Source organism: Tsukamurella soli (assembly GCF_039541155.1).
In the GTDB taxonomy this organism is placed as follows: domain Bacteria; phylum Actinomycetota; class Actinomycetes; order Mycobacteriales; family Mycobacteriaceae; genus Tsukamurella; species Tsukamurella soli.
In genome coordinates, this window is sequence record NZ_BAABFR010000017.1 from 20,679 (window position 1) to 39,979 (window position 19,301).

Annotated in this window: 22 protein-coding genes and 1 pseudogene; 16 read left to right on the top strand and 7 right to left on the bottom strand. The window is 69.6% G+C overall.

What is annotated here, in order from left to right; genetic code table 11:
- Window positions 1–72 precede the first annotated feature (72 nt).
- Window positions 73–414 (bottom strand): annotated as a pseudogene (locus tag ABD908_RS07520) (type II toxin-antitoxin system VapB family antitoxin); the annotation flags it as partial.
- An 88-nt stretch (window positions 415–502) separates the two neighbouring features.
- Here ABD908_RS07520 and hrcA point away from each other — a divergent pair.
- The 9 genes from hrcA to era all read left to right on the top strand — a co-directional run bounded on the left by hrcA (window position 503) and on the right by era (window position 8,624).
- Window positions 503–1,537 carry a heat-inducible transcriptional repressor HrcA gene (gene hrcA / locus ABD908_RS07525; protein WP_344993160.1) on the top strand — a complete coding sequence of 345 codons (1,035 nt, stop codon included), beginning with the start codon at window positions 503–505 and terminating at the stop codon, window positions 1,535–1,537.
- Window positions 1,538–1,640: 103 nt separating this feature from the next.
- Window positions 1,641–2,801, top strand: coding sequence for a molecular chaperone DnaJ (dnaJ, locus tag ABD908_RS07530; RefSeq protein ID WP_344993163.1), 1,161 nt, complete (start codon window positions 1,641–1,643; stop codon window positions 2,799–2,801).
- Window positions 2,802–2,806: 5 nt separating this feature from the next.
- Complete coding sequence (locus tag ABD908_RS07535) at window positions 2,807–3,556, top strand: 16S rRNA (uracil(1498)-N(3))-methyltransferase (RefSeq protein WP_344993165.1); 750 nt, start codon at window positions 2,807–2,809, stop codon at window positions 3,554–3,556.
- 11 nt (window positions 3,557–3,567) lie between these two features.
- Window positions 3,568–4,332 carry an alpha/beta hydrolase family protein gene (locus tag ABD908_RS07540; protein ID WP_344993167.1) on the top strand — a complete coding sequence of 255 codons (765 nt, stop codon included), beginning with the start codon at window positions 3,568–3,570 and terminating at the stop codon, window positions 4,330–4,332.
- A 62-nt stretch (window positions 4,333–4,394) separates the two neighbouring features.
- A complete protein-coding gene (locus ABD908_RS07545) occupies window positions 4,395–5,405 on the top strand; it encodes a PhoH family protein (protein ID WP_344993170.1) in 1,011 nt (336 codons plus the stop codon).
- Window positions 5,402–5,941, top strand: a complete 540-nt coding sequence (ybeY, locus tag ABD908_RS07550) for an rRNA maturation RNase YbeY (RefSeq protein ID WP_344993173.1) — start codon at window positions 5,402–5,404, stop codon at window positions 5,939–5,941. The genes ABD908_RS07545 and ybeY overlap by 4 nt, the downstream gene beginning before the upstream one ends.
- A gap of 5 nt (window positions 5,942–5,946) precedes the next feature.
- Window positions 5,947–7,299, top strand: a complete 1,353-nt coding sequence (locus tag ABD908_RS07555; RefSeq protein WP_344993177.1) for a hemolysin family protein — start codon at window positions 5,947–5,949, stop codon at window positions 7,297–7,299.
- A 69-nt stretch (window positions 7,300–7,368) separates the two neighbouring features.
- Window positions 7,369–7,698, top strand: coding sequence for a cytidine deaminase (locus tag ABD908_RS07560; protein ID WP_344993287.1), 330 nt, complete (start codon window positions 7,369–7,371; stop codon window positions 7,696–7,698).
- Window positions 7,695–8,624 carry a GTPase Era gene (gene era, locus ABD908_RS07565; protein WP_344993180.1) on the top strand — a complete coding sequence of 310 codons (930 nt, stop codon included), beginning with the start codon at window positions 7,695–7,697 and terminating at the stop codon, window positions 8,622–8,624. Before ABD908_RS07560 ends, era begins: the two co-directional genes overlap by 4 nt.
- Before the next feature lie 10 nt (window positions 8,625–8,634).
- On the opposite strand, the gene ABD908_RS07570 is transcribed toward era, so the two are convergent.
- A complete protein-coding gene (locus ABD908_RS07570) occupies window positions 8,635–9,507 on the bottom strand; it encodes a sigma-70 family RNA polymerase sigma factor (RefSeq protein WP_344993290.1) in 873 nt (290 codons plus the stop codon).
- Window positions 9,508–9,593: 86 nt separating this feature from the next.
- Between ABD908_RS07570 and ABD908_RS07575 the strand changes: the two genes are divergently transcribed.
- Window positions 9,594–10,283: a nitroreductase gene (locus ABD908_RS07575; RefSeq protein WP_344993293.1), complete on the top strand. Its 690-nt coding sequence runs from the start codon at window positions 9,594–9,596 to the stop codon at window positions 10,281–10,283.
- Window positions 10,284–10,504: 221 nt separating this feature from the next.
- Here the strand turns inward: ABD908_RS07575 and ABD908_RS07580 are convergent, their stop codons facing one another.
- Window positions 10,505–10,936 (bottom strand): MarR family winged helix-turn-helix transcriptional regulator, encoded by a 432-nt coding sequence (locus ABD908_RS07580; protein ID WP_344993183.1) that lies wholly within the window; start codon window positions 10,934–10,936, stop codon window positions 10,505–10,507.
- 364 nt (window positions 10,937–11,300) lie between these two features.
- Window positions 11,301–11,816, bottom strand: coding sequence for a hypothetical protein (locus tag ABD908_RS07585; protein WP_344993185.1), 516 nt, complete (start codon window positions 11,814–11,816; stop codon window positions 11,301–11,303).
- A 171-nt stretch (window positions 11,817–11,987) separates the two neighbouring features.
- On the opposite strand from ABD908_RS07585, the gene recO reads away from it, so the two are divergent.
- Genes recO through ABD908_RS07600 form a run of 3 tightly spaced genes read left to right on the top strand, consistent with a single transcriptional unit; the run spans window position 11,988 to window position 14,084 of the window.
- Complete coding sequence (recO, locus tag ABD908_RS07590) at window positions 11,988–12,809, top strand: DNA repair protein RecO (protein WP_344993187.1); 822 nt, start codon at window positions 11,988–11,990, stop codon at window positions 12,807–12,809.
- A complete protein-coding gene (locus tag ABD908_RS07595; protein ID WP_344993190.1) occupies window positions 12,787–13,599 on the top strand; it encodes an isoprenyl transferase in 813 nt (270 codons plus the stop codon). The genes recO and ABD908_RS07595 overlap by 23 nt, the downstream gene beginning before the upstream one ends.
- Window positions 13,596–14,084, top strand: coding sequence for a hypothetical protein (locus ABD908_RS07600; protein ID WP_344993193.1), 489 nt, complete (start codon window positions 13,596–13,598; stop codon window positions 14,082–14,084). The genes ABD908_RS07595 and ABD908_RS07600 overlap by 4 nt, the downstream gene beginning before the upstream one ends.
- 6 nt (window positions 14,085–14,090) lie before the next feature.
- Here the strand turns inward: ABD908_RS07600 and ABD908_RS07605 are convergent, their stop codons facing one another.
- Together ABD908_RS07605 and ABD908_RS07610 are read right to left on the bottom strand one after the other, a co-directional pair.
- Window positions 14,091–14,675 (bottom strand): hypothetical protein, encoded by a 585-nt coding sequence (locus ABD908_RS07605; protein WP_344993196.1) that lies wholly within the window; start codon window positions 14,673–14,675, stop codon window positions 14,091–14,093.
- Complete coding sequence (locus tag ABD908_RS07610) at window positions 14,672–15,223, bottom strand: hypothetical protein (protein ID WP_344993199.1); 552 nt, start codon at window positions 15,221–15,223, stop codon at window positions 14,672–14,674. The genes ABD908_RS07605 and ABD908_RS07610 overlap by 4 nt, the downstream gene beginning before the upstream one ends.
- A gap of 284 nt (window positions 15,224–15,507) precedes the next feature.
- On the opposite strand from ABD908_RS07610, the gene ABD908_RS07615 reads away from it, so the two are divergent.
- Complete coding sequence (locus ABD908_RS07615) at window positions 15,508–15,945, top strand: SRPBCC family protein (protein WP_344993202.1); 438 nt, start codon at window positions 15,508–15,510, stop codon at window positions 15,943–15,945.
- 29 nt (window positions 15,946–15,974) lie between these two features.
- Here ABD908_RS07615 and ABD908_RS07620 read toward each other — a convergent pair whose 3' ends face one another.
- Window positions 15,975–16,991: a LacI family DNA-binding transcriptional regulator gene (locus ABD908_RS07620; RefSeq protein ID WP_344993205.1), complete on the bottom strand. Its 1,017-nt coding sequence runs from the start codon at window positions 16,989–16,991 to the stop codon at window positions 15,975–15,977.
- A gap of 156 nt (window positions 16,992–17,147) precedes the next feature.
- Between ABD908_RS07620 and ABD908_RS07625 the strand changes: the two genes are divergently transcribed.
- Complete coding sequence (locus ABD908_RS07625; protein WP_344993207.1) at window positions 17,148–18,446, top strand: aryl-sulfate sulfotransferase; 1,299 nt, start codon at window positions 17,148–17,150, stop codon at window positions 18,444–18,446.
- Window positions 18,443–19,300 (top strand): ABC transporter permease, encoded by an 858-nt coding sequence (locus ABD908_RS07630; RefSeq protein WP_344993210.1) that lies wholly within the window; start codon window positions 18,443–18,445, stop codon window positions 19,298–19,300. The genes ABD908_RS07625 and ABD908_RS07630 overlap by 4 nt, the downstream gene beginning before the upstream one ends.
- Window position 19,301 lies beyond the last annotated feature (1 nt).

A 19,301-nucleotide genomic window follows, 5' to 3' on the forward strand; every position in this document is an offset into this window, starting at 1 on the left:
GGGGTTCGGTCCCGGCGCGTCCGCGCGCGGCGGCAGGGTGAGGTTGGCGAGCGGGGACCGGCCCGCCGGCGGCCTGCCGCCCGGGGACGTGTCACCGAACGTGCCGTCGCCGGGTACCGCGGTGCCGAATTCGAAGACGCGGCAGTGCAGGACGGTGCGGTTCCGCAGTGCCGATCGCACGGCGCGGTGCAGGCCGTCCTCGAGGTACGTATCGCCGTTCCAGGTGACCGCGTGTGGGAACAGGTCGCCGAAGAATGTGGAGTCCTCGGACAGCAGACGGTCGAGAGCGAGCACAGTGGTTGTGGTGATCAGCTCGGCGAGGCGGACCTGGCGCGGCGGGATGCGCGACCACTCGCGCGGCGTCAGGCCGTGATCGGGGTACGGCTTACCCTCCAACACGCCCTTGAAGATCACTCGGCCACTCTATCCCGCGTAAGCTGGACTTTCGAGAACGGCCGCCGCGGCAGGGCGGATCCAGAGGGCGTTGGAGGTGACTGGCTCGATGTCGAGCACCGACGATCGTAGGTTCGAGGTGCTGCGCGCGATCGTCGCAGACTACGTGTCGACGCACGAGCCGGTGGGGTCGAAGGCGCTCGTCGACCGGCACCAGCTCGGGGTGTCGTCGGCCACCGTCCGCAACGACATGGCGGTTCTCGAGGCCGAGGGCTACATCGCCCAGCCCCACACCAGCTCGGGTCGTATCCCCACCGACAAGGGCTACCGACAGTTCGTCGACCGGATCGCCGCGGTCAAGCCGCTGTCGGCGGCGGAGCGCCGCGCGATCATGCAGTTCCTCGACTCGGGTGTCGACCTGGACGACGTCCTCCAGCGGTCGGTCAGGCTGCTCGCGCAGCTCACGCGTCAGGTAGCCGTCATCCAGTACCCCGTGCTCACGTCGGCCCGCGTCCGGCATCTCGAGGTCGTCGCACTGTCGCCCTCGCGGCTCCTACTGGTCCTGATCGTCGACACCGGCCGGGTCGAGCAGCGGATCGTCGAGCTGGGCGGGGCCCTGGGTGACGACGACGTGTCCCGCATCCGTGACGTGTTCGCCGCGGCCGTGCACGGCCAGCGGATCCCGGACGCCGCGGTGGCGGTCGCCGACCTCGGACCGCTCGCACCGACGGACCTGCGGGACGCCGTGATCCGCTGCGGCGCGGTGCTGGTCGAGACGCTGGTCGAACGCCGCGACGACCGCCTCGTGCTGGGCGGTACCGCCAATCTCACCCGCAACGCCGCCGACTTCGAGGGCCTGTCGGGCTCCCTGCGCAGCGTCCTCGAGACCCTGGAGGAGCAGGTGGTGGTGCTCAAGCTGCTCGCCGCCACCCAGGATCCGGGGACGGTGACGGTGGCCATCGGCGCGGAGACGCAGGACGTGAACCTGCGCGGCGCGTCGGTGGTGTCCACGGGCTACGGCTCGGCGGGCACCGTCTTCGGCGGCCTCGGCGTCCTGGGGCCGACGCGCATGGACTACCCGGGCACGATCTCGGCCGTCGCGGCGGTTGCGCGGTACGTGGGAGAGGTGCTCGGCGGGCGCTGATTCGTAACTGCGCGCTTTCACGCCATAATGGAGTTTCAGGCACGATCTCCCGGCACCCGGTCGGGCGGATGATCGTAAGCTCTAGTAAGGATAACCGCTCACAGTGGCCCGTGACTATTACCGGATCCTCGGGGTCGACTCCAAGGCGACCGACCAGGAGATCAAGCGCGCATACCGCAGGCTCGCCCGCGAGCTGCACCCCGACGTCAATCCCGACGACTCGGCACAAGAGAGGTTCCGGGACGTCTCGGATGCATACGAGGTGCTCAGCGACCCCGAGAAGCGCCGCGTCGTCGACATGGGCGGTGACCCACTGGACAGCTCGCCGAGCGGGTTCGGCGGGTTCGGTGGCGGCGCCGGATTCAGCGGTGGCCTCGGCGACGTGTTCGAGGCGTTCTTCGGTGCGGCGGCAGGCGGCGGCTCGGGGCGCGGTCCGCGTAGCCGGGTCCGGCCGGGCAACGACGCCCTGATCCGGATGCAGCTCGATCTCGAGGAGTGCGCGGCCGGGACCAGCCGCGAGATCACCGTCGACACGGCCGTGCTGTGTGACAAGTGCCACGGATCGGGTGCCAACGGCGACACGAAGCCGGAGACGTGCCCCACCTGCCGCGGTGTCGGTGAGGTGCAGTCGGTGCAGCGGTCGTTCCTGGGTCAGGTGATGACGTCGCGGCCGTGCCCCACCTGTGGCGGGGTCGGCGAGATCATCGCCGACCCGTGTACCAAGTGTGGCGGCGACGGCCGCGTCCAGAAGCGCCGCACCATGACCGTCAAGATCCCCGCCGGCGTCGGCGACGGGATGCGCGTGCGGCTCACCGGGCAGGGCGAGGTCGGTCCGGGCGGTGGCCCGGCCGGTGACCTGTACGTCGAGGTCGTCGAGGCGCCGCACGAGTTCCTGGTCCGCGACGGCTCGACGCTGCACGCCACCGTCGCCGTCCCGATGTTCGACGCCGCGCTGGGCGGCACTGTCTCCGTGCCCACGGTGCTCGACGGCGAGATCGAGGTCGAGATCCCTGCGGGTACCCAGCCGGGTGACACGAGGACGGTGCGCGGGCACGGTATGCCGCAGGTCAACGCCGGCGCGCGCGGCAACCTCGTCGTGCACTTCGACGTGCAGGTGCCGGCCAAGCTGGACAAGCGGCAGACGGAGAAGCTGCGGGCCTTCAAGGCGCTGTTCCCCGACGCGGTCCCCGTGGTGGCGCGGCGTGGCGGCGAGCACCACGAAAGCGTCTTCTCGCGCCTGCGCAACACCTTCGCCGGCCGGTAGGCGGCGTGGCCGCCACCGTCTTCCTGGTCCCCGCGGTCCCGGCGCCCGGCGCGACGTTCGTGCTCGACGGTGACGAGGGCCGGCACGCGGCGGCCGTGCGGCGCATCCGGGTGGGTGAGCGCCTGGTGCTGTCCGACGGTGCCGGGCACCTCGCGGGGTGCACCGCATCCGCCGTCGGGCGGGCCGACGTCACCCTCGTCTGCGACGAGGCGTGGGAGGTCCCGCAGCCGCGCCCCCGGGTCACCGTGGTGCAGGCGATCCCGAAGGCGGACCGCGCCGACCTGGCCGTCGAACTGGCCACCGAGGCGGGTGCCGACGCCATCGTGCCGTGGCAGGCGAGCAGGTGCGTCGCGCGCTGGGACGGCAAGGCGGACAAGGCTGTAGCGCGTTGGCGGGCCGTCGCTCGGGCGGCGGCCAAGCAGGCCCGCCGTGCCTGGGTGCCGACGGTGTCGGAGCTGCACGACACTGTCCGGCTCGTGCGCCTACTCACCAGTATGGATGCCAAAGTATTTGTCTTACATGAGGGTTCGACGGGATCGCTGCGCACTCATGACTTCTCGGTAACCTCCGACGTCGTTATCGTGGTGGGGCCGGAGGGCGGCATCAGCCCCGAGGAACTCGACGCCCTGGCGGCGGTCGGTGCACAGCCCGTGCTGCTCGGTCCCACCGTGTTGCGGACCTCCACGGCGGCGGCTGTCGCGCTGGGCGCACTGGGCGTCATCACCGATCGGTGGGCGCATACGCCCCCTGGCTGAGGAGGATGCGGATGCCGCGACGGTTGTTCTACGGCAGCGAGGAGTCGCAGCACGGCCACTGGTACCCGGGTGATGCCGACAAGCCGGTCGTCACGGTGGTCCACGGCGGTTACTGGCGCAACCTCTACACCATGACCATGGAGTCGGCGGTCGCCAAGGACCTCAACAGGCGCGGCTACCCGGTGTGGAACATCGAGTACCGGCGCGTCGGCGAGCCCGGCGTCCACTGGCCGATCCTGGGGCAGGACGTGCTCGCCGCCATCGACTACGCGGACGCGAACCTCGTCAAGGCGGGCCAGATCGTGGTCGCGCACAGCGCCGGCGCGACGCTCGGCGTGTGGGCTGCGGCGCAGCGCGAGCACCTACTCGGCGCGGTGTCCCGGGCCGGGGTGCTGGACCTCATCGAGCGGGGCGACGGTGACCAGTCGATGCGGCTGCTGTTCGACCTCGCGCCCAACGCCAACCTGCGCCTGGTCAAGCGCGTGTTCGCGGAGGCCAGCCCGGTGTCGAGGATGCCGTTCAAGACGCCGGTCCGGGTGCTGCACGGTCGTAACGACCAGACGGTGCCCTACCAGCTGTCCGAGTGGTTCATCGACAACGCGAGGAAGAACGGCATGGACGCGACGCTGCAGATCATCGAGACCGAGGGACACGACGAATTCCTCGACCCCGCCTCGAAATCGCATGCCGCCACCGTCGCCGCGATCGAGGAGCTCGCCGCACGCAGCCCCGCCGACCGGAACGCCCCGAGCGCCGCGGGCGGGCGTTCGGACTAAACTGGGCGTCGAGCGGGTGGCCGTGGCGGCCGCCCACCGCGAGCGAAGGATCCGATCCGCCCTTGAGTGAACCCGACCAGGCCCGTTCCACCATCGAGATCCCCATCGAGTCGACGTTCGGGCTGCTGGGACCCGCAGATGTGAATCTGCGCGCGTTGGAGTCGGCATTGGCAGCCGACATCCACGCCCGCGGCAACGTCCTCACGCTGAGTGGTTCCCCGGCCGACGTCGCGCTTGCCGAGCGGGTCGTGGCGGAGTTGCTGGGTGCCGTGCGCGGCGGCGTCAGCGTCAGCCCGGAGGAGATCCGCCGGTCGGTCACGATGATGACCGACGGTTCCGGCGAGTCCCCGGCCGAGGTACTGAGCCTGGACATCATCTCGCGGCGCGGCAAGACGGTGCGGCCCAAGACGGTCAACCAGAAGAAGTACGTCGACGCCATCGACCGGTTCACGATCGTGTTCGGTGTGGGTCCCGCCGGCACCGGCAAGACGTACCTCGCGATGGCGAAGGCCGTGCAGGCGCTGCAGTCCAAGCAGGTCAGCCGCATAATCCTCACCCGCCCGGCGGTCGAGGCGGGGGAGCGGCTCGGGTTTCTGCCGGGCACCCTCAGTGAGAAGATCGACCCGTATCTGCGGCCGCTGCACGACGCGCTGCACGACATGATGGACCCCGAGGCCATCCCGAAGCTCATGGCGGCGGGCGTCATAGAGGTGGCGCCGCTGGCGTATATGCGAGGCAGGTCGTTGAACGACGCTTTCATCATCCTCGACGAGGCACAGAACACCACCGCCGAGCAGATGAAGATGTTCCTCACCCGGCTCGGCTTCGGTAGCAAGATCGTGGTGACCGGCGACGTGTCCCAGGTCGACCTTCCCGGGGGTGCGACCAGTGGGCTCAAGGCTGCGACATCCATTCTCGGCGGCATCGACGACATCCACGTCGCCGAGCTGACCAGCGCCGATGTGGTCCGGCACCGCCTGGTGGCCGAGATCGTGGACGCATACGCAGACTTCGAGGCACGGCTCGCGCGCAACCGCCCGCAGCCGCTCAGCGATCGACGGAGCCGCCGATGAGCATCGAGTTCTCCAACGAGTCCGGGTTCGAGATCGACGAGGCCCAGCTGGTCGCCGTCGCGGGGTTCGCGTGCCAGGAGATGGACGTGCACCCCGCCGCCGAGCTCAACCTGCTCGCCGTCGACCTCGACACGATGGCCGACCTGCACGTCAAGTGGATGGACCTGCCCGGTCCCACCGACGTGATGAGCTTCCCGATGGACGAGCTCACCCCCGGCGGCCGCCCGGACGCCCCCGAGCCGGGCCCCGCGATGCTGGGCGACATCGTGCTGTGCCCGCAGTTCGCCGCGGAGCAGGCCGCCCAGGCCGGGCACGCGACGGAGCACGAGCTCAACGTGCTCACGGTGCACGGTGTACTGCACCTGCTGGGTTACGACCATGCGGAGCCCGCGGAGGAGCGCGAGATGTTCGCGCTCCAGGACCGCATCGTCGCGGATTTCTATGCGGCGCGCGCCGACAAGGCCCGCCGCGACCGGCAGGCCGCGCGGGACGAGCGGCTGCTGGGACGCACCGGGTTCATCGGACGTCGGGACTGAGCGCCGTGCCAGGGTCCGTCCTCCTGGTCGCCGGCGTCGTGCTGGTGGTCCTGGTGGGCGGCCTGTTCGCAGCGGTCGACGCCGCGTTGCTGACGGTGTCGGCCGCACGCGTCGACGATCTCGTCGAGGACGGCCGCGCCGGTGCCCGTCGGTTGCGGCGGCTGCTCGTCAACCGTCCCCTGTACGTCAACCTGGCGGTCCTGCTCCGCACGGTGTGCGAGATCGTCGCCACCGTCGCCGTGTTCGTGGCGATACAGCGGTACCTGTCGACGGGCGTGACGGCCGCGATCACCGCGGTCTCGATGATCGTCATCAGTTACGTCCTGATCGGCGTCGGTCCCCGCACGCTCGGCCGGCAGCACGCGTACTCCATCGGCTGCGCCACGGCGCTGATCATGCAGGCCGTGTCGGTCCTGCTCGGCCCGGTCACCCGCCTGCTGATCCTGCTCGGCAACGCGGTCACACCCGGCCGCGGCTTCCGCAACGGTCCGTTCGCCAGTGAGGTCGAACTCCGCGAGGTCGTCGACCTCGCGCAGGAGCGCGGGGTGGTCGACGTCGACGAGGGCCGGATGATCCAGTCCGTCTTCGAGCTCGGCGACACCGCGGCCCGCGAGGTGATGGTGCCGCGCCCCGAGATGGTGTGGATCGAGGAGGATAAGTCGGTGGCACAGGCGGTGAAGCTCGCCGTCCGCTCCGGTCACTCCCGCATCCCGGTGATCGGCGAGAATGCCGACGACGTGCTCGGCGTGGTCTATCTCAAGGATCTCGTCGCGCTCCCCGAGTCCGCCGACCGGGCCGCGATCACCGCGGGGCAGACGGCCCGACCGCCCGTGTTCGTCCCCGACTCCAAGCCCGTCGACGCCCTGCTCCGCGAGATGCAGCGCACCAACAACCACATGGCCATCCTGGTCAACGAATACGGTTCCATCGCCGGCCTGGTGACCATCGAGGACGTGCTCGAGGAGATCGTCGGCGAGATCACCGACGAGTACGACGGTGCCGAGATCGCCCCCGTCGAGGACCTCGGCGACGGCGTGTACCGTGTCTCGGCGCGCCTCGACCTCGAGGACCTCGGCGAGTTGTTCGGCATCGACATCGACGAGGAGGAGGTCGATACCGTCGGTGGCCTGCTCGGGCTGGCGCTCGAGCGCGTGCCGCTGCCGGGCGCGCAGGTGGTCAGCCACGGGCTGCACCTGACCGCGGAGGGCGGCACCGACCGCCGCGGCCGCATGCGGCTCACGACGGTGCTCGCGCGCCGCGAGTCCGAGCCCGACGGTGCCGACACCGATGAGGATCCAGCCAAGATCGCCGATCGCGAGGCGGCGAAGGCCGCCGAGCGCCAAGAGGAGAACGCCTGAGTGAGCGCCACCGACCCGTTCGACCCGTCCGCCGAGGACGCGAAGCTCGTCACCCTCGCCCGTGGGGCCATGGCCCGCGCGGGAGCCGCGCAGGGAGCCGCCGTCCGTGACCTCGACGGCCGCACGTACGCCGGCGCGCCGGTAGCCCTCACCAGCCTCACGCTGTCGGGACTGCAGGTCGCCGTCGCGACCGCGATCAGCTCCGGCGCCGAGGGCTTCGAGGCCGTCGTCGTGGTGGGCGCTGACGTGGTGGGCGCTGCCGGGTTGGGCGCCGACGGTGCCGAGCCTGGCCTGGCGGCCGCGCGCGAGGTGAGCCCGACGGTCACTGTGCACCTGCTGGACCGTTCGGGCACCGTCGTCGTGGGCGACGGCGTGGGCGACGGCGTGGTCGGCGGATGAGCGACGAGGAGTTCCGGTCCGGCTTCGTGTGTTTCGTCGGCCGGCCGAACACCGGCAAGTCGACGTTGACCAATGCCCTCGTCGGCACCAAGGTGGCGATCACCAGCTCGCGGCCGCAGACGACCAGGTCCACGATCCGCGGGATCGTCAACCGCGACGACTGCCAGCTCGTGCTGGTCGACACGCCCGGTCTGCACCGGCCACGCACGCTGCTGGGACAGCGGCTCAACGACCTCGTGCGCGACACCTACTCCGAGGTCGACGCGATCTGCCTCACCATCCCCGTCGACGAGAAGATCGGACCGGGCGACAAGTACATCCTCGACCAGGTGACGCACATGGCGCCGCGGACACCCCTGATCGGGGTCGTCACCAAGATCGACAAGGTCGGTAAGCAGCGGGTGGCCGAGCAGCTCGTCGCGGTGTCGAAGTTCCTGGGCGGCGAGCGGGACGTGATCCCGGTGTCGGCCGAGTCGGGGGAGCAGGTCGAGGCTCTCGTGGGGCTGCTCGCGTCGATGATGAAGCCGGGTCCCGCCTTCTACCCCGAGGGCGAGATCACCGACACCGACGACGACACGATGATGGCCGAGCTGATCCGCGAGGCCGCGCTCGAGGGCGTCCGCGACGAGCTGCCGCACTCACTGGCGGTGGTGATCGAGGAGGCGGTCGAGCGTGAGCAGACCGAGGCCCAGGAGAAGTCCGGCAAGCCCCCGCTGCTCGAGGTGCATGCTCTGCTGTATGTGGAACGTTCGTCCCAGAAGGCCATCATCATCGGCAAGGGTGGCGCCCGCCTCAAGGAAGTCGGCACCGCCGCCCGGGCCGAGATCGAGAAGCTGTTGGGCCGCAGGGTGTTCCTGAGCCTGCACGTGAAGATCGCCAAGGACTGGCAGCGCGACCCGAAGCAGCTGGGCAGGCTGGGCTTCTAGGACACACCTGTCAGGGGAGCACGGCCAAGGTGAGGCACGCGAGCCGGGCGGGATCGGCGATCAGTTCGTAGCCGGTGATCCTGTGGTCGGCGAACTCGAACGTCAGCACCAGTTCCGGGCGTGCACGCGAAGCGACCACGAGTCCCACGTCACCGTCGACGAGGAGTGGGGCGGCGAACCGTGCCCGCCGACCGAACACGGCGATCTCGTCGGCCACCTTCCGCGCGCCCCGAACCTCGGCCGGGCGGTCCGCGGGGATCGCGGCGCGGTCCGCGCGGCGGACGACATCAGGTGCCAGAACCGCCGTCACGGCGTCGATATCGCCTGCCCGGGCGGCGGCGAGGAACGCCTCGACCACGCGCCGCCGCTCGGCGAGTTCGGTGGCGGAGACCGCGGTGTCTCCCCGCACCTTCCGCCGGGCACGGCTGGCGAGCTTCTTGGTGGTGGACGGGGATCGCCCCACGACGGGGGCGAGTCGGTCGAACGGAACGCCGAACGCGTCGTGCAGGACGAATGCGACGCGCTCCTCGGGGCTCAGCCGGTCCAGCACGACGAGCAGCGCACGACCCACCGAATCGACCAGGAGTGCTTCATGTTCGGGATCGCCAGTGGTTGCCGGGTCGACCACGTCGGGCAGCGGGTGTCCGATCAGCTCCCGGGGACGTGACCGCTGCGCACGCAGCATGTCCAGGCATATCCGTGACACCGCGGTGGTCAACCACCCGGGCAGGTTCGCTATCGCGTCCGCATCGCTGGACGCGAGTCGAATCCAGGTCTCCTGAACGGCGTCCTCGGCCGACTCGAGCGAGCCCAGCACGCGAAAGGCGACCATCCGGACATGGTCGCGATGTTCCTCGAACCGCCGCACGAGCGCATCGTCCACTGCGGTCACCTCTTCCCCTCGTCGTACGTCAACACGGTAGGGAGCCGATACGACCGACGACGAGGACCGGAGGAGAAGCATAGGTGATGGACGTGTACGAGGCGGTGACGAGCCGCCGGGCGGTGCGTGCGTTCAGTTCGGAGGCCGTCCCCATGCGGACGCTGGAGCGGGTGTTGACGGCGGCGGCCCGGGCGCCGTCGGGCGCGAACCTGCAACCCTGGAACGTCTACGTCGTCACGGGCGGAGCGTTGGCCGGATTGAAGAAGCGGGTCCGTGCGCGGGTGGTCACGGGCGATGCCGGCGACCCGCCCGAGTACCGGATGTACCCCGCCGATCTGCCCACGTCGTATCGGGAGCGGCGCGACGCGGCCGCGGCCGTCCGCTACGGCGCACTCGGCATCGGCCGTGGCGACATCGGCGCCCGCTCGGCACACGTCGCCGGGAACTGGGACTGCTTCGGCGCGTCGGCGGCCCTCTTCTGCTACGTCGACTCGTCGATGGGGCCACCGCAATGGGCGGATCTGGGCATGTACCTGCAGACGGTCATGCTGCTGCTGCGCGCCGAGGGGCTGCACAGCTGCCCACAGATGGCCTGGTCGGTGTACCACCGCACTGTCGCCAACGCGGTGGGGGCGCCGGAGAGCTCGATCCTGTTCTGTGGCATGTCGATCGGGTTCGAGGCCGGTGCAGTGCCGCACGCTGTCACGGACCGGGCGCCACTCACCGAGACGGTCACGTTCATCACGGATGAATCGATGTCGGGCTGCGGTCGGTGACCTGTGGCCGCGAACGGTGCCGGTGACGTCGAGCGACGCACACCCGCCCCTGCAAACTACAGCTCAGCGGCGCACCTCCTACTGGATCGGACCTCTGCGCCGCTCACGAGTCGATATCAGGGGGGCTCGCCAGGGCTGGGTGGCCGCAGCCTCCCGGTGTCGCCCGCCAGGAGGTTGTCGACGTACCGGTTAGGTGGGCTCCCGGGTTCGGCGCGAGGTCGCTACGGGGCAGTGCGGCCGCGGTTCGTGATCAGCTCTTCGATTCGATCGCCGTAGCGTTGCGATAGGCGGGCGAACGTGGCCTGGTCGGCGGCGCTCCAGTCGTGGAAGACGTCGGCGAGCAGTCGTCGACGGCCTCGATCGATCCGGTCGACGATCTGTCTCCCGGCCGTGGTGGTTGTCGCAGTGCGGATTCGTTGGTCGGCCCCGCGCGAGCGGCCGACCAGGCCGAGGGCCTCGAGTCGGGCAAGGGTCCGGCTGGCCTTGGGATGGTTCTGGCCCGACAGGTCCGCGAGGGCGAGTACGCCGATCGGTTCGTGCAGGCTCACGAGGACCAACGATCGCGCCAGCTCGATGTCGAACTCGACCTCTGCATACTCGAGCAGCAGCGCCCGGAAGTCGTTCTCGCGATCTGTCCGCCCCAGGACCGACATCCAGACATCGTAGTAATCGAGTTCGCCCTCCATATCCGTTCAGTATGCATGGATTCTGATAAAATATATCCGTTCATCTGTACTGCGCCGACCACGGGCCGGGACGACTCCCAGGCGGCGCTCCAGCCGAGGCCCCGCAGCACGACCCGCCAGACCTGCTCGCCCTGCCCCGACGTCACCGGACCGCCTGCGGGTTTCCGCGACGGCATGGATCTCGCTGACCGCCTCGTGGTCGCTGTCGCCGACCTCGGCCTCGACGAAGGTCAGGTGATAGGAGCCCACGGATCCGACTGCCGGTGGTTGCGCGCCGTCCTCGATGACGACCGTCGGGATGCGGACCCGGATCGTGTTCGCCGACGCCAAGTCAGCGCCGCAGTCCGCACCTCACCAGCAGCCCCCGCCACCGCGAAGACGTGCCCGTCGGTAGTGGGCCGGGGTCGTCGGTCTTGCCGTCGGCGAAGTCGAGTAGCTGTTGTGGCACGGGTTCTTTGAGGCGTCGTGTGGCTTCGATCGATACGCGTGCGGCCATGCGCCGGATGGTCATCGCGTGCGTGTCCGCGGTCGTCTGTTGTGAGGTCGTCATCGTCTGCCTCCGATCAGCCCTGCTGTCCAGTATGCACGGCTGCCCACCGGTGGCGACGTACCGCACGAGCATGGATTCGCTACTGGTTGCGAGTGGCGACCGAGTCAGGTCCAGCGCGACCGTCCATCCATCGATCTGTTCCAGCGGACGGTCACTGTGCGTCGCAGCGATCGCCCACTGGAATCGAGCCCACCGTTCTCGTCTGTTGTCGGCGCGGTGCTTCTGCGTGAGCGTGACCGCTGCGATCAAGGCCACGCCTGCCGCCGCGACGAGCGTGACCCATACCTGTGCCGTCATCTGTCTCTCCCCCCGGAGTGGTCGTGACGCCCATCATGCACCCGACCACCGACGAGTTTCGGGCGCGCGATCGCCCGCTGGGCTCCGAGAAGCCCCGACCTCCGCGCGGATGCCTCTCGCCGGGCGCGGCGCGGACACCCCTGTCGGTGGCGGGTGGGACAATCTGACGTTATGAGGTCGTACCGGGACAGCGCTGTTGTGCTGCGCCAGCACAAGCTGGGCGAGGCCGACTACATCCTCACACTGCTGACCCGCGAGAACGGCCTGGTCCGTGCGGTGGCGAAGGGGATCCGGCGGCCGCGTTCGCGGTTCGGTGCCAGCCTCGAGCTGTTCGCGCACGTGGACCTACAGCTGTATCCCGGGCGCAGCCTCGACACCGTCACCCAGGTGCACTCGATCGCCGCATATTCGGGTGATCTCGCCGCCGACTACGGGCGCTACACCACAGCCTGCGCGGTGATCGAGACCGCCGAGCGGCTGGCCGGCGAGGAGCGCGCGCCCGTGCCGGAGCTGCACCGGCTCACCGTCGGCGCCCTCCGCGAGGTGGCCCGCGGGACCCGCGACCGCGAGTTGATCCTGGTGTCGTACCTGCTGCGTGCCATGGACATCGCGGGCTGGGCACCCACCCTGACGCTGTGCGCGCGGTGCGGCGGCGACGGTGGCGAGCGCCGCGACGGCACTCCCGCGCTGCGGGCGTTCCACGTCGCCGCCGGCGGGGCGGTGTGTGTGCACTGTCGGCCGCCGGGCTCGGCGATACCGGCGCCCGGGGTCCTGGACCTGATGGTGGCGCTGCACCGCGGCGACTGGGCGTTCGCGGACACCGCCTCCGACCGGGTGCGCAGCCAGGCCGCGGGCCTCGCGGCCGCACACCTACAGTGGCACGTGGGACGGCAGCTGCGGTCGCTGCCCCTGATCGAGCGGCACGCGCCGCACAGCCGGGTCCAGCCCGGGCGGAACGAGGAGGTCGACGGTGCCGGGACTGCGGCGGGGTAGAGCTGACCGGGTCGAGAATGCGGTCCCCACCGTCCGGCCGCCCGACCCTCATCCCTCGGGCGCGACGCCCCCGGACATCCCCGCCGAGCTGGTACCGAACCACGTCGCCCTCGTCATGGACGGCAACGGCCGCTGGGCGCAGGAGCGGGGGCTGCCCCGCACGGCGGGCCACGAGCGCGGCGAGGCGGTACTCATGGACACCGTGTGCGGCTGCATCGAACTCGGCGTGAAGAACCTCTCCGCATACGCCTTCTCGACGGAGAACTGGTCGCGCAGCCCCGAGGAGGTCCGCTTCCTCATGGGCTTCAACCGTGACGTGATCCGGCGGCGCCGCGACGAGATGAACGAGATGGGCGTGCGAGTCCGCTGGGCCGGCCGGCGACCGCGGTTGTGGCGCAGCGTGATCAAAGAGCTCGAGATCGCCGAGGAACTCACGAGGGGCAACACCGTCATGACGCTCACGATGTGCGTCAACTACGGCGGGCGCGCCGAGATCGCCGATGCCGCAAGGGAGATCGCGCGGCTCGCCGCCGCAGGGCAGCTCGATCCCGAGAAGATCACCGAGAAGACCTTCGCGCATTACCTCGACGAGCCCGACATGCCCGATGTCGACCTCTTCCTGCGCCCGTCCGGCGAACTCCGCAGCTCCAACTTCCTCATCTGGCAGAGTGCGTACGCCGAGTACGTCTACCAGCACACCCTGTTCCCCGACTTCGACCGCCGCGACCTGTGGGCCGCATGCCTCGAATATGCCAAGCGGGACAGGCGATTCGGCGGGGTCAAGAAGTGACCGGCAAGAAGCGCCCGGAAGGCCGGGGGAGCGGCCGCCCGTCCCGTCCCGACGGTGCCCGGCTGAACGGCTCCGGTGCGCGGTCGCCGGAGGAACGCATCGAGTCACTGCGGCTGCGGGTGGTCGACGCACTCGAACAGCAGATCCCTGTGCGCCGCGACGCGCAGCACGCCGTCCTCATCGACTTCGGTGAGACCCCCGGGTCGGTGCAGGTCTTCGAGCTCGCGCCGGGTGTCGACGTCTACTCGCTGACCCAGGTGGTCGCCTGGGACCTGCCGCTCGGCGACGAGCTGCGTGCCGATGTCCGCACGACCGCCGAGCACATCCAGTTCGGCTCGCTCCGTCTGATCGAGCGCGACGTGTCTGCGGATCTGGTGCTGCACTACTCGTTCCCTGCGGGAACTCTCGACGGTGAGCCGTTGCGCGAGTTCATCCTGGTCGTGCTCGCGCAGGGCCTCGATGCCCGTACCCGCCTCGTCGGCTGACTGTGGCTACCCGACGCGCAATCCCAGTCTGCCGAGAGAGTCGAGCACCAGTCGCTGCGCGGTGCCACGTCGATCGAGGCGCCCGGCGGACACCGTTTCCAATAATGGGCCGCGTGCAGTTCTCGTTCGATCGACGAGGAGTAGGCACGGCTCCGAGCTCAGGTGGCGAGACATGTACTTGATTCCATCTGCCCCGGACGTCACCATTATCTGGGTCGCTGCGAGCCGCGTTTCGCCGTAGTCACGCCACGTCGAAGCATGGAAGGAGCCAGACAGTCCCATCTTCAACAGCCGGGGGCCCGTGTCTGCGAGGGCGACCGTGAACGTGATGCCGGGGGCGACCGACAATTCGGTGAGTTCCATGTTCGCGAGGATCGCGCGGGGCAGGATGGCGTCGTTGTTCACAGGATCGAGTCGGCCCTGTCGTGGCCGATCAAGCGGTGCCAGCATCCCCGCGTCGATCCACGGTGCGATGTTCGTGCTGTTGAAGGCATTCGGCGCGTAGCGGTCTGAGATCTGTCGGATCCGCCACAGTCGAGTGCCTCCGACAACGTGCGTGTGCTCGGGCGGGGAGCCGTTGTAGGCGATCACCCGAAGGCGGCCGTGAGGTCGACGTTGGGGTATTCGCTGGTCAGGATCTTCGCTGCCGCTGCGCTGGTGAGTTCGCCCCGCTCCAGCAGCTCGAGTGGGCTCTGCTCGAAGGTGGTGGAGGTTGTGGTCCACCAGGACAGCGTGCCCCAGGGGTCGGCTTCGGCGTGGAGTGCCTTATTCACCTGCCGTACAACGGGAATCAGGTCGAATTCATCGAACTGGAAGGCTGGGTACACGTACGCGCGTCCCTTGGGAAGGCCGATGATGTCACCGACGCGGCGGCGGTAGGCGACCGAACTCCGGCTGGCTCCAGACGTGGGGTAGAGGATCCGTCCGACCGCAGTCGAGTCGAGCGAGGGGATTCGTGCTGCCAGCGCGCGCCGTCGGCTGTCCCATGCATGCCGGGTCTCGACGGTGTCGTCGAGGACCTCTCGACGGAGGAGTTCCTCGGCGGCGCTCGCTGTGACAGCACCCGAAGCGTGAGTGGCCGCGACGGGAGCGGCGTCCCGCGTGCCCTGCTTCCACACCATCCGGTGCGACGTCGCCATTGATGGGACCCACACCGATGTCACGCGGTGGTCGATCGTGTCGCAGACGAGGAACACGGTGGTGCTGCGCTGCCTGTGAATCGTTCGTCGGGCGCGCGCAGTCTGTAGGGGGGTCGCTCGCATCGGTTCGGAGGCGCGTGAGGAGGACATGTACTAATAGTACTAAATCCCGACTCTATTGCGCTTCATGTCCGCGACCATCGCGCATGGCGCTGGATGCTCGTCGGCTCGACATCGGAGTGCGTCCGATTGCCGGGACCGCGGTACAGTCGTATCGTGAGGCGATGGCTAAGGTTAGGCTAACCACTATTCTTCCGCTGCCGCCGGAGCGCGCCCGCGAGCTGGCCGCGCAGCCGGAGACGATGCGCTACGTCCTCGCGCCCTACGTGACGCTCGCGCCGGGGCAGGAGTTGCCCGACGCCGTCGAGGAGGGGCTCGAGGCGTCCGCGCGCATGCGGCTCCTCGGTATCCCGGCCTGGCGACACACCATTCGGGTCGTCCGCCTGACGCCCGACGAGATCTACACGAACGAGCACGGCGGACCCGTCCGGACCTGGAACCACCGCCTGACGTTCGAGCCGCTGCCCGGCGGCCGGTGCGTGTACACGGACGAGATCGAGGTGGAGGACGGTCCGCGCGGATGGCCCGTCCGTTTGTTCGTGGAGCTGATGTTCCGGCACCGGCACCGACGGTGGCAGACGTTCGTGCGCGCCGTGGCCTGAGGGGCTAGCGCCACGGTCGGAAGTGTTCGCTACGCCGGGATGCCGCCCCCGCACCCGCATGATTCGCCGGCGCGCAGCGTCACCGCGTACGAGCGGTCCGGGGTGTCGCCCCCGAGCAGTCGGTCCAGCGCGCCACCGACGATGGTGTCGATCGGCTGCTGCACGGTGGCGAGGCTGATCTGTCCGTAGTCCCGCCTGACGTCGGCGTCGAACGCCACGATCCGGAGGTCGCCCGGCACGCGTAGTCCCGAGTCGGTGACGGCGCGCATCGCGGCTGCCGCCTGCCCGAACGTCCCCACCACCAGGCCCTGCGGCGGAATCGTCTGCTCCTGTAGGTACTCTCGCACCGCGCGGTAGGCGCCGGTGCCGGTCAGGTCGGTGCGGATCACATCTCCGTCCGCGACGGATGCGAAGCCCGCGAGTCGCTGGGCGACGGTCTCCCGGTCGCCGTGCTGCACGTCGTCGTCCGTGGACCCACCCACGAAGGCGATCCGCTCGCAGGCGTGGGTGTCGACGAGGTGGCGCGCCGCGAGGCGGCCGGCCTCGTAGTGGTCCGCGCCGACTATGGGGGCCTCGATCCGGCCGCGGCTGTTGTGCACCCACACGACGGGGATCCGGGAGCGCGCACACAGTTCCGCCGTCGCGACGGCGTCGACGGCGCCCACCACGATGAGGCCGTCGATCCCGACATCCGCGAAGGCCGTGGCGAATTCGAGTTCCCGCTCGGGGTCGAAGCCGGTGTTGCCGATCATCGTCAGGTGGTCTCGGGCGCGCGCCTCGACCTCGAACCGCCCCACGAAGGTTCCGAACAGCGGCATCGTGAGATCGGGTACCAGTAGCCCGATCTGGCGCCACCGGCGCGGGCGTCGGAGCGCCCGTGCGTGCCGGTCCGGGCGGTAGTCGAGCTGCTCGAGGGCGTCGAGCACCTTGGCGCGCAGCGACTCGGAGACGGGTCGGGGCCCGTTGTTGAGGACGTAGCTGACCACCGCGGTGGATGTTCCCGCGCGGCTGGCCACGTCCGCCAGGGTCGGCCGTTTCGTCGTCACTATCGCTCCAGTCTGCCCGGCGCCGGCCGGGCGGCGACGCGCTTGAATCACGTTGATTCTGACATCGCCCGAGGCGGACCGCGACCGTACGCTAATCGATTAGAACAGTTACTCGGACGACCCGGGAACGTAACAACCGGCTGGTGAGGTGTGAGCATGGCATTCGTAAGACACAGCGGCGTCACCGTCCTCGATCGGGAGACCGCCTATCCGAGCTACATCCTGTTCACCGGCGCGGACGGGATCACCCGCCTGATCGACCTGGACGGCGACGTCGTCCGACAATGGGAGTACGCGGGCGTGCCGCCGCGCCTCATCGACCCGGCGCTCAACGGCGGCCGACTCGGCGACGTCGGCGTCCAGCTGTCCGACAGTGGCGACCCGCGTGGCGGGATCTACGCGAACGGCACGGTGGGACAGGTCGACTGGGCAGGCGAACCGGTCTGGGAGTGGGGCCGGGAGGCGCCCGGCGGTGCCGCCCGCCAGAACCACGACTGGGAGCTGCTGCCGAACGGCAACCGCCTGCTATTGGTCACGGTCCCGCGCGTGGTGGCCGACCTGGGCGACGCCACGGTCGGGGACCAGGGGCTCTACGAGGTCGCCCCGGACGGCCGTATCGTGTGGCAGTGGCTCGCTGGCGACCACCTGGACGAACTGGGCTTCTCCGAGGAGGGCTGGCGCGCGCTGCGTCGCACCGCGGAGCGCGACCCCGGCGACCCCTGGGGCTACCTCGAGATGAACAGCGCGAAGTCCTTGGGTCCCAACCGATGGCACGACCACGAGCCCGACGGGGTGTTCCATCCCGACAACATCCTGGTCGGGTTCCGCAAGGCCAATATCGTGGCCCTCATCGACAAGCGGTCCGGGGGCGTGGTGTGGCGCCTCGGCCCCTACTTCGATGAGGACGACGGGGCACAGCACCAGCGGATCAACGTGCACAAGGTGCCTCGGCCGCTGGATCAGATCTCGGGCCAGCACAATCCGCACATGATCCCCGTCGGCCTGCCCGGTGCGGGCGACATCCTCCTGTTCGACAACCAGGGCGGTGCCGGTTATCCGCCTGCGGCGCTGGGGATCTACGCCGGCTCCCGGGTGCTCGAGATCGACCCGTCCAGCCGGGAGATCGTGTGGCAGTACACGGCCGAGGATTCGGGGCTACCGCCGTGGACGTTCTTCAGCTCCTTCGTCAGCAACGCGCAGCGCCTGCCGAACGGAAACACTCTGATCACGGAGGGCATGCAGGGCAGGCTGTTTCAGGTGACACCCGACGGTGACGTGGTGTGGGAGTACCACAGCCCGTACCTGGGTTACGGCGTGGCCGGCGAGCCCGAGGTCCGCGAGACCCGCGTGCCCGGCGTCGACCGCCTCACCCGCACGGCACTGGTCTATCGGGCGCAGGCGGTGCCGTTCGAGTGGGTGCCGGTCGAGGCGCCGGACCCTCAGGGGGAGCTGTGACCAGCAGCACGGCGGCCCCGGCATCCCGCGCGGTGCACGTCCGATACCGGCACGTGTCACTCGCGGTGTGGCGCAGGGGACCGGCGACGATCGCCGCGCGGTCCGGGGCACTGGGATGGACACTCGCCGGCATCGCCGTGGCGGCCGTCGTCTGGTCGCTGCTGGTCGCGTCCGGGAGGTTCCCGCGCGAGCTGTTCCCCAGTGTGCCGCAGATCCTGCGGGCGGGCTACGGTCTGTGGTCCGACGGTCTCCTGGTAGGCGACATCGAGGCGAGCCTGCGTCGCGCGTTCGTCGGCTTCGCAGTAGGCGCCGCGGTGGGGCTCGGCGCGGCGCTGATCACCGCGAGCACACGGCTGGGAAGGCGCCTGCTGCAACCCGTTCTGCGGTTGCTCACGCCGATCCCCACGATCGGCATCGTCCCGCTCGCGATCCTCTGGTTCGGCCTGGGGGAGTCGAGTAAGGAGTTCGTCATCGCGCTCGGCGTGTTCGTCCCCGTCTGGATGAACAGTCATGCCGGACTGTCGACGACGCCCGTCGACTATCTGGAGGCGGCCCGCTGCCTCGGTGCGCGGCGCACGCAGGTCCTGTTCGGGATCGTCCTCCCCGAGGCCGTCCCGGACATCGCGTCGGGCCTGCGGATCGGTGCGGCGATGTCGTTCGTCCTGATCGTCGTCGCCGAGATGACCGGCACCACCGCAGGTATCGGCTACCGGATCTATCAGGCGCAGCTGTACTCGCAGGCCGATCGGCTGATCTTCTGCCTGATCGTGCTGGGCGTCCTCGGTGCGCTGTGCGACCTGGTGATCTCCTCCGCCACCCGGCCGTTCACGCGCTGGGCGATCGAGGAGCGGTGAC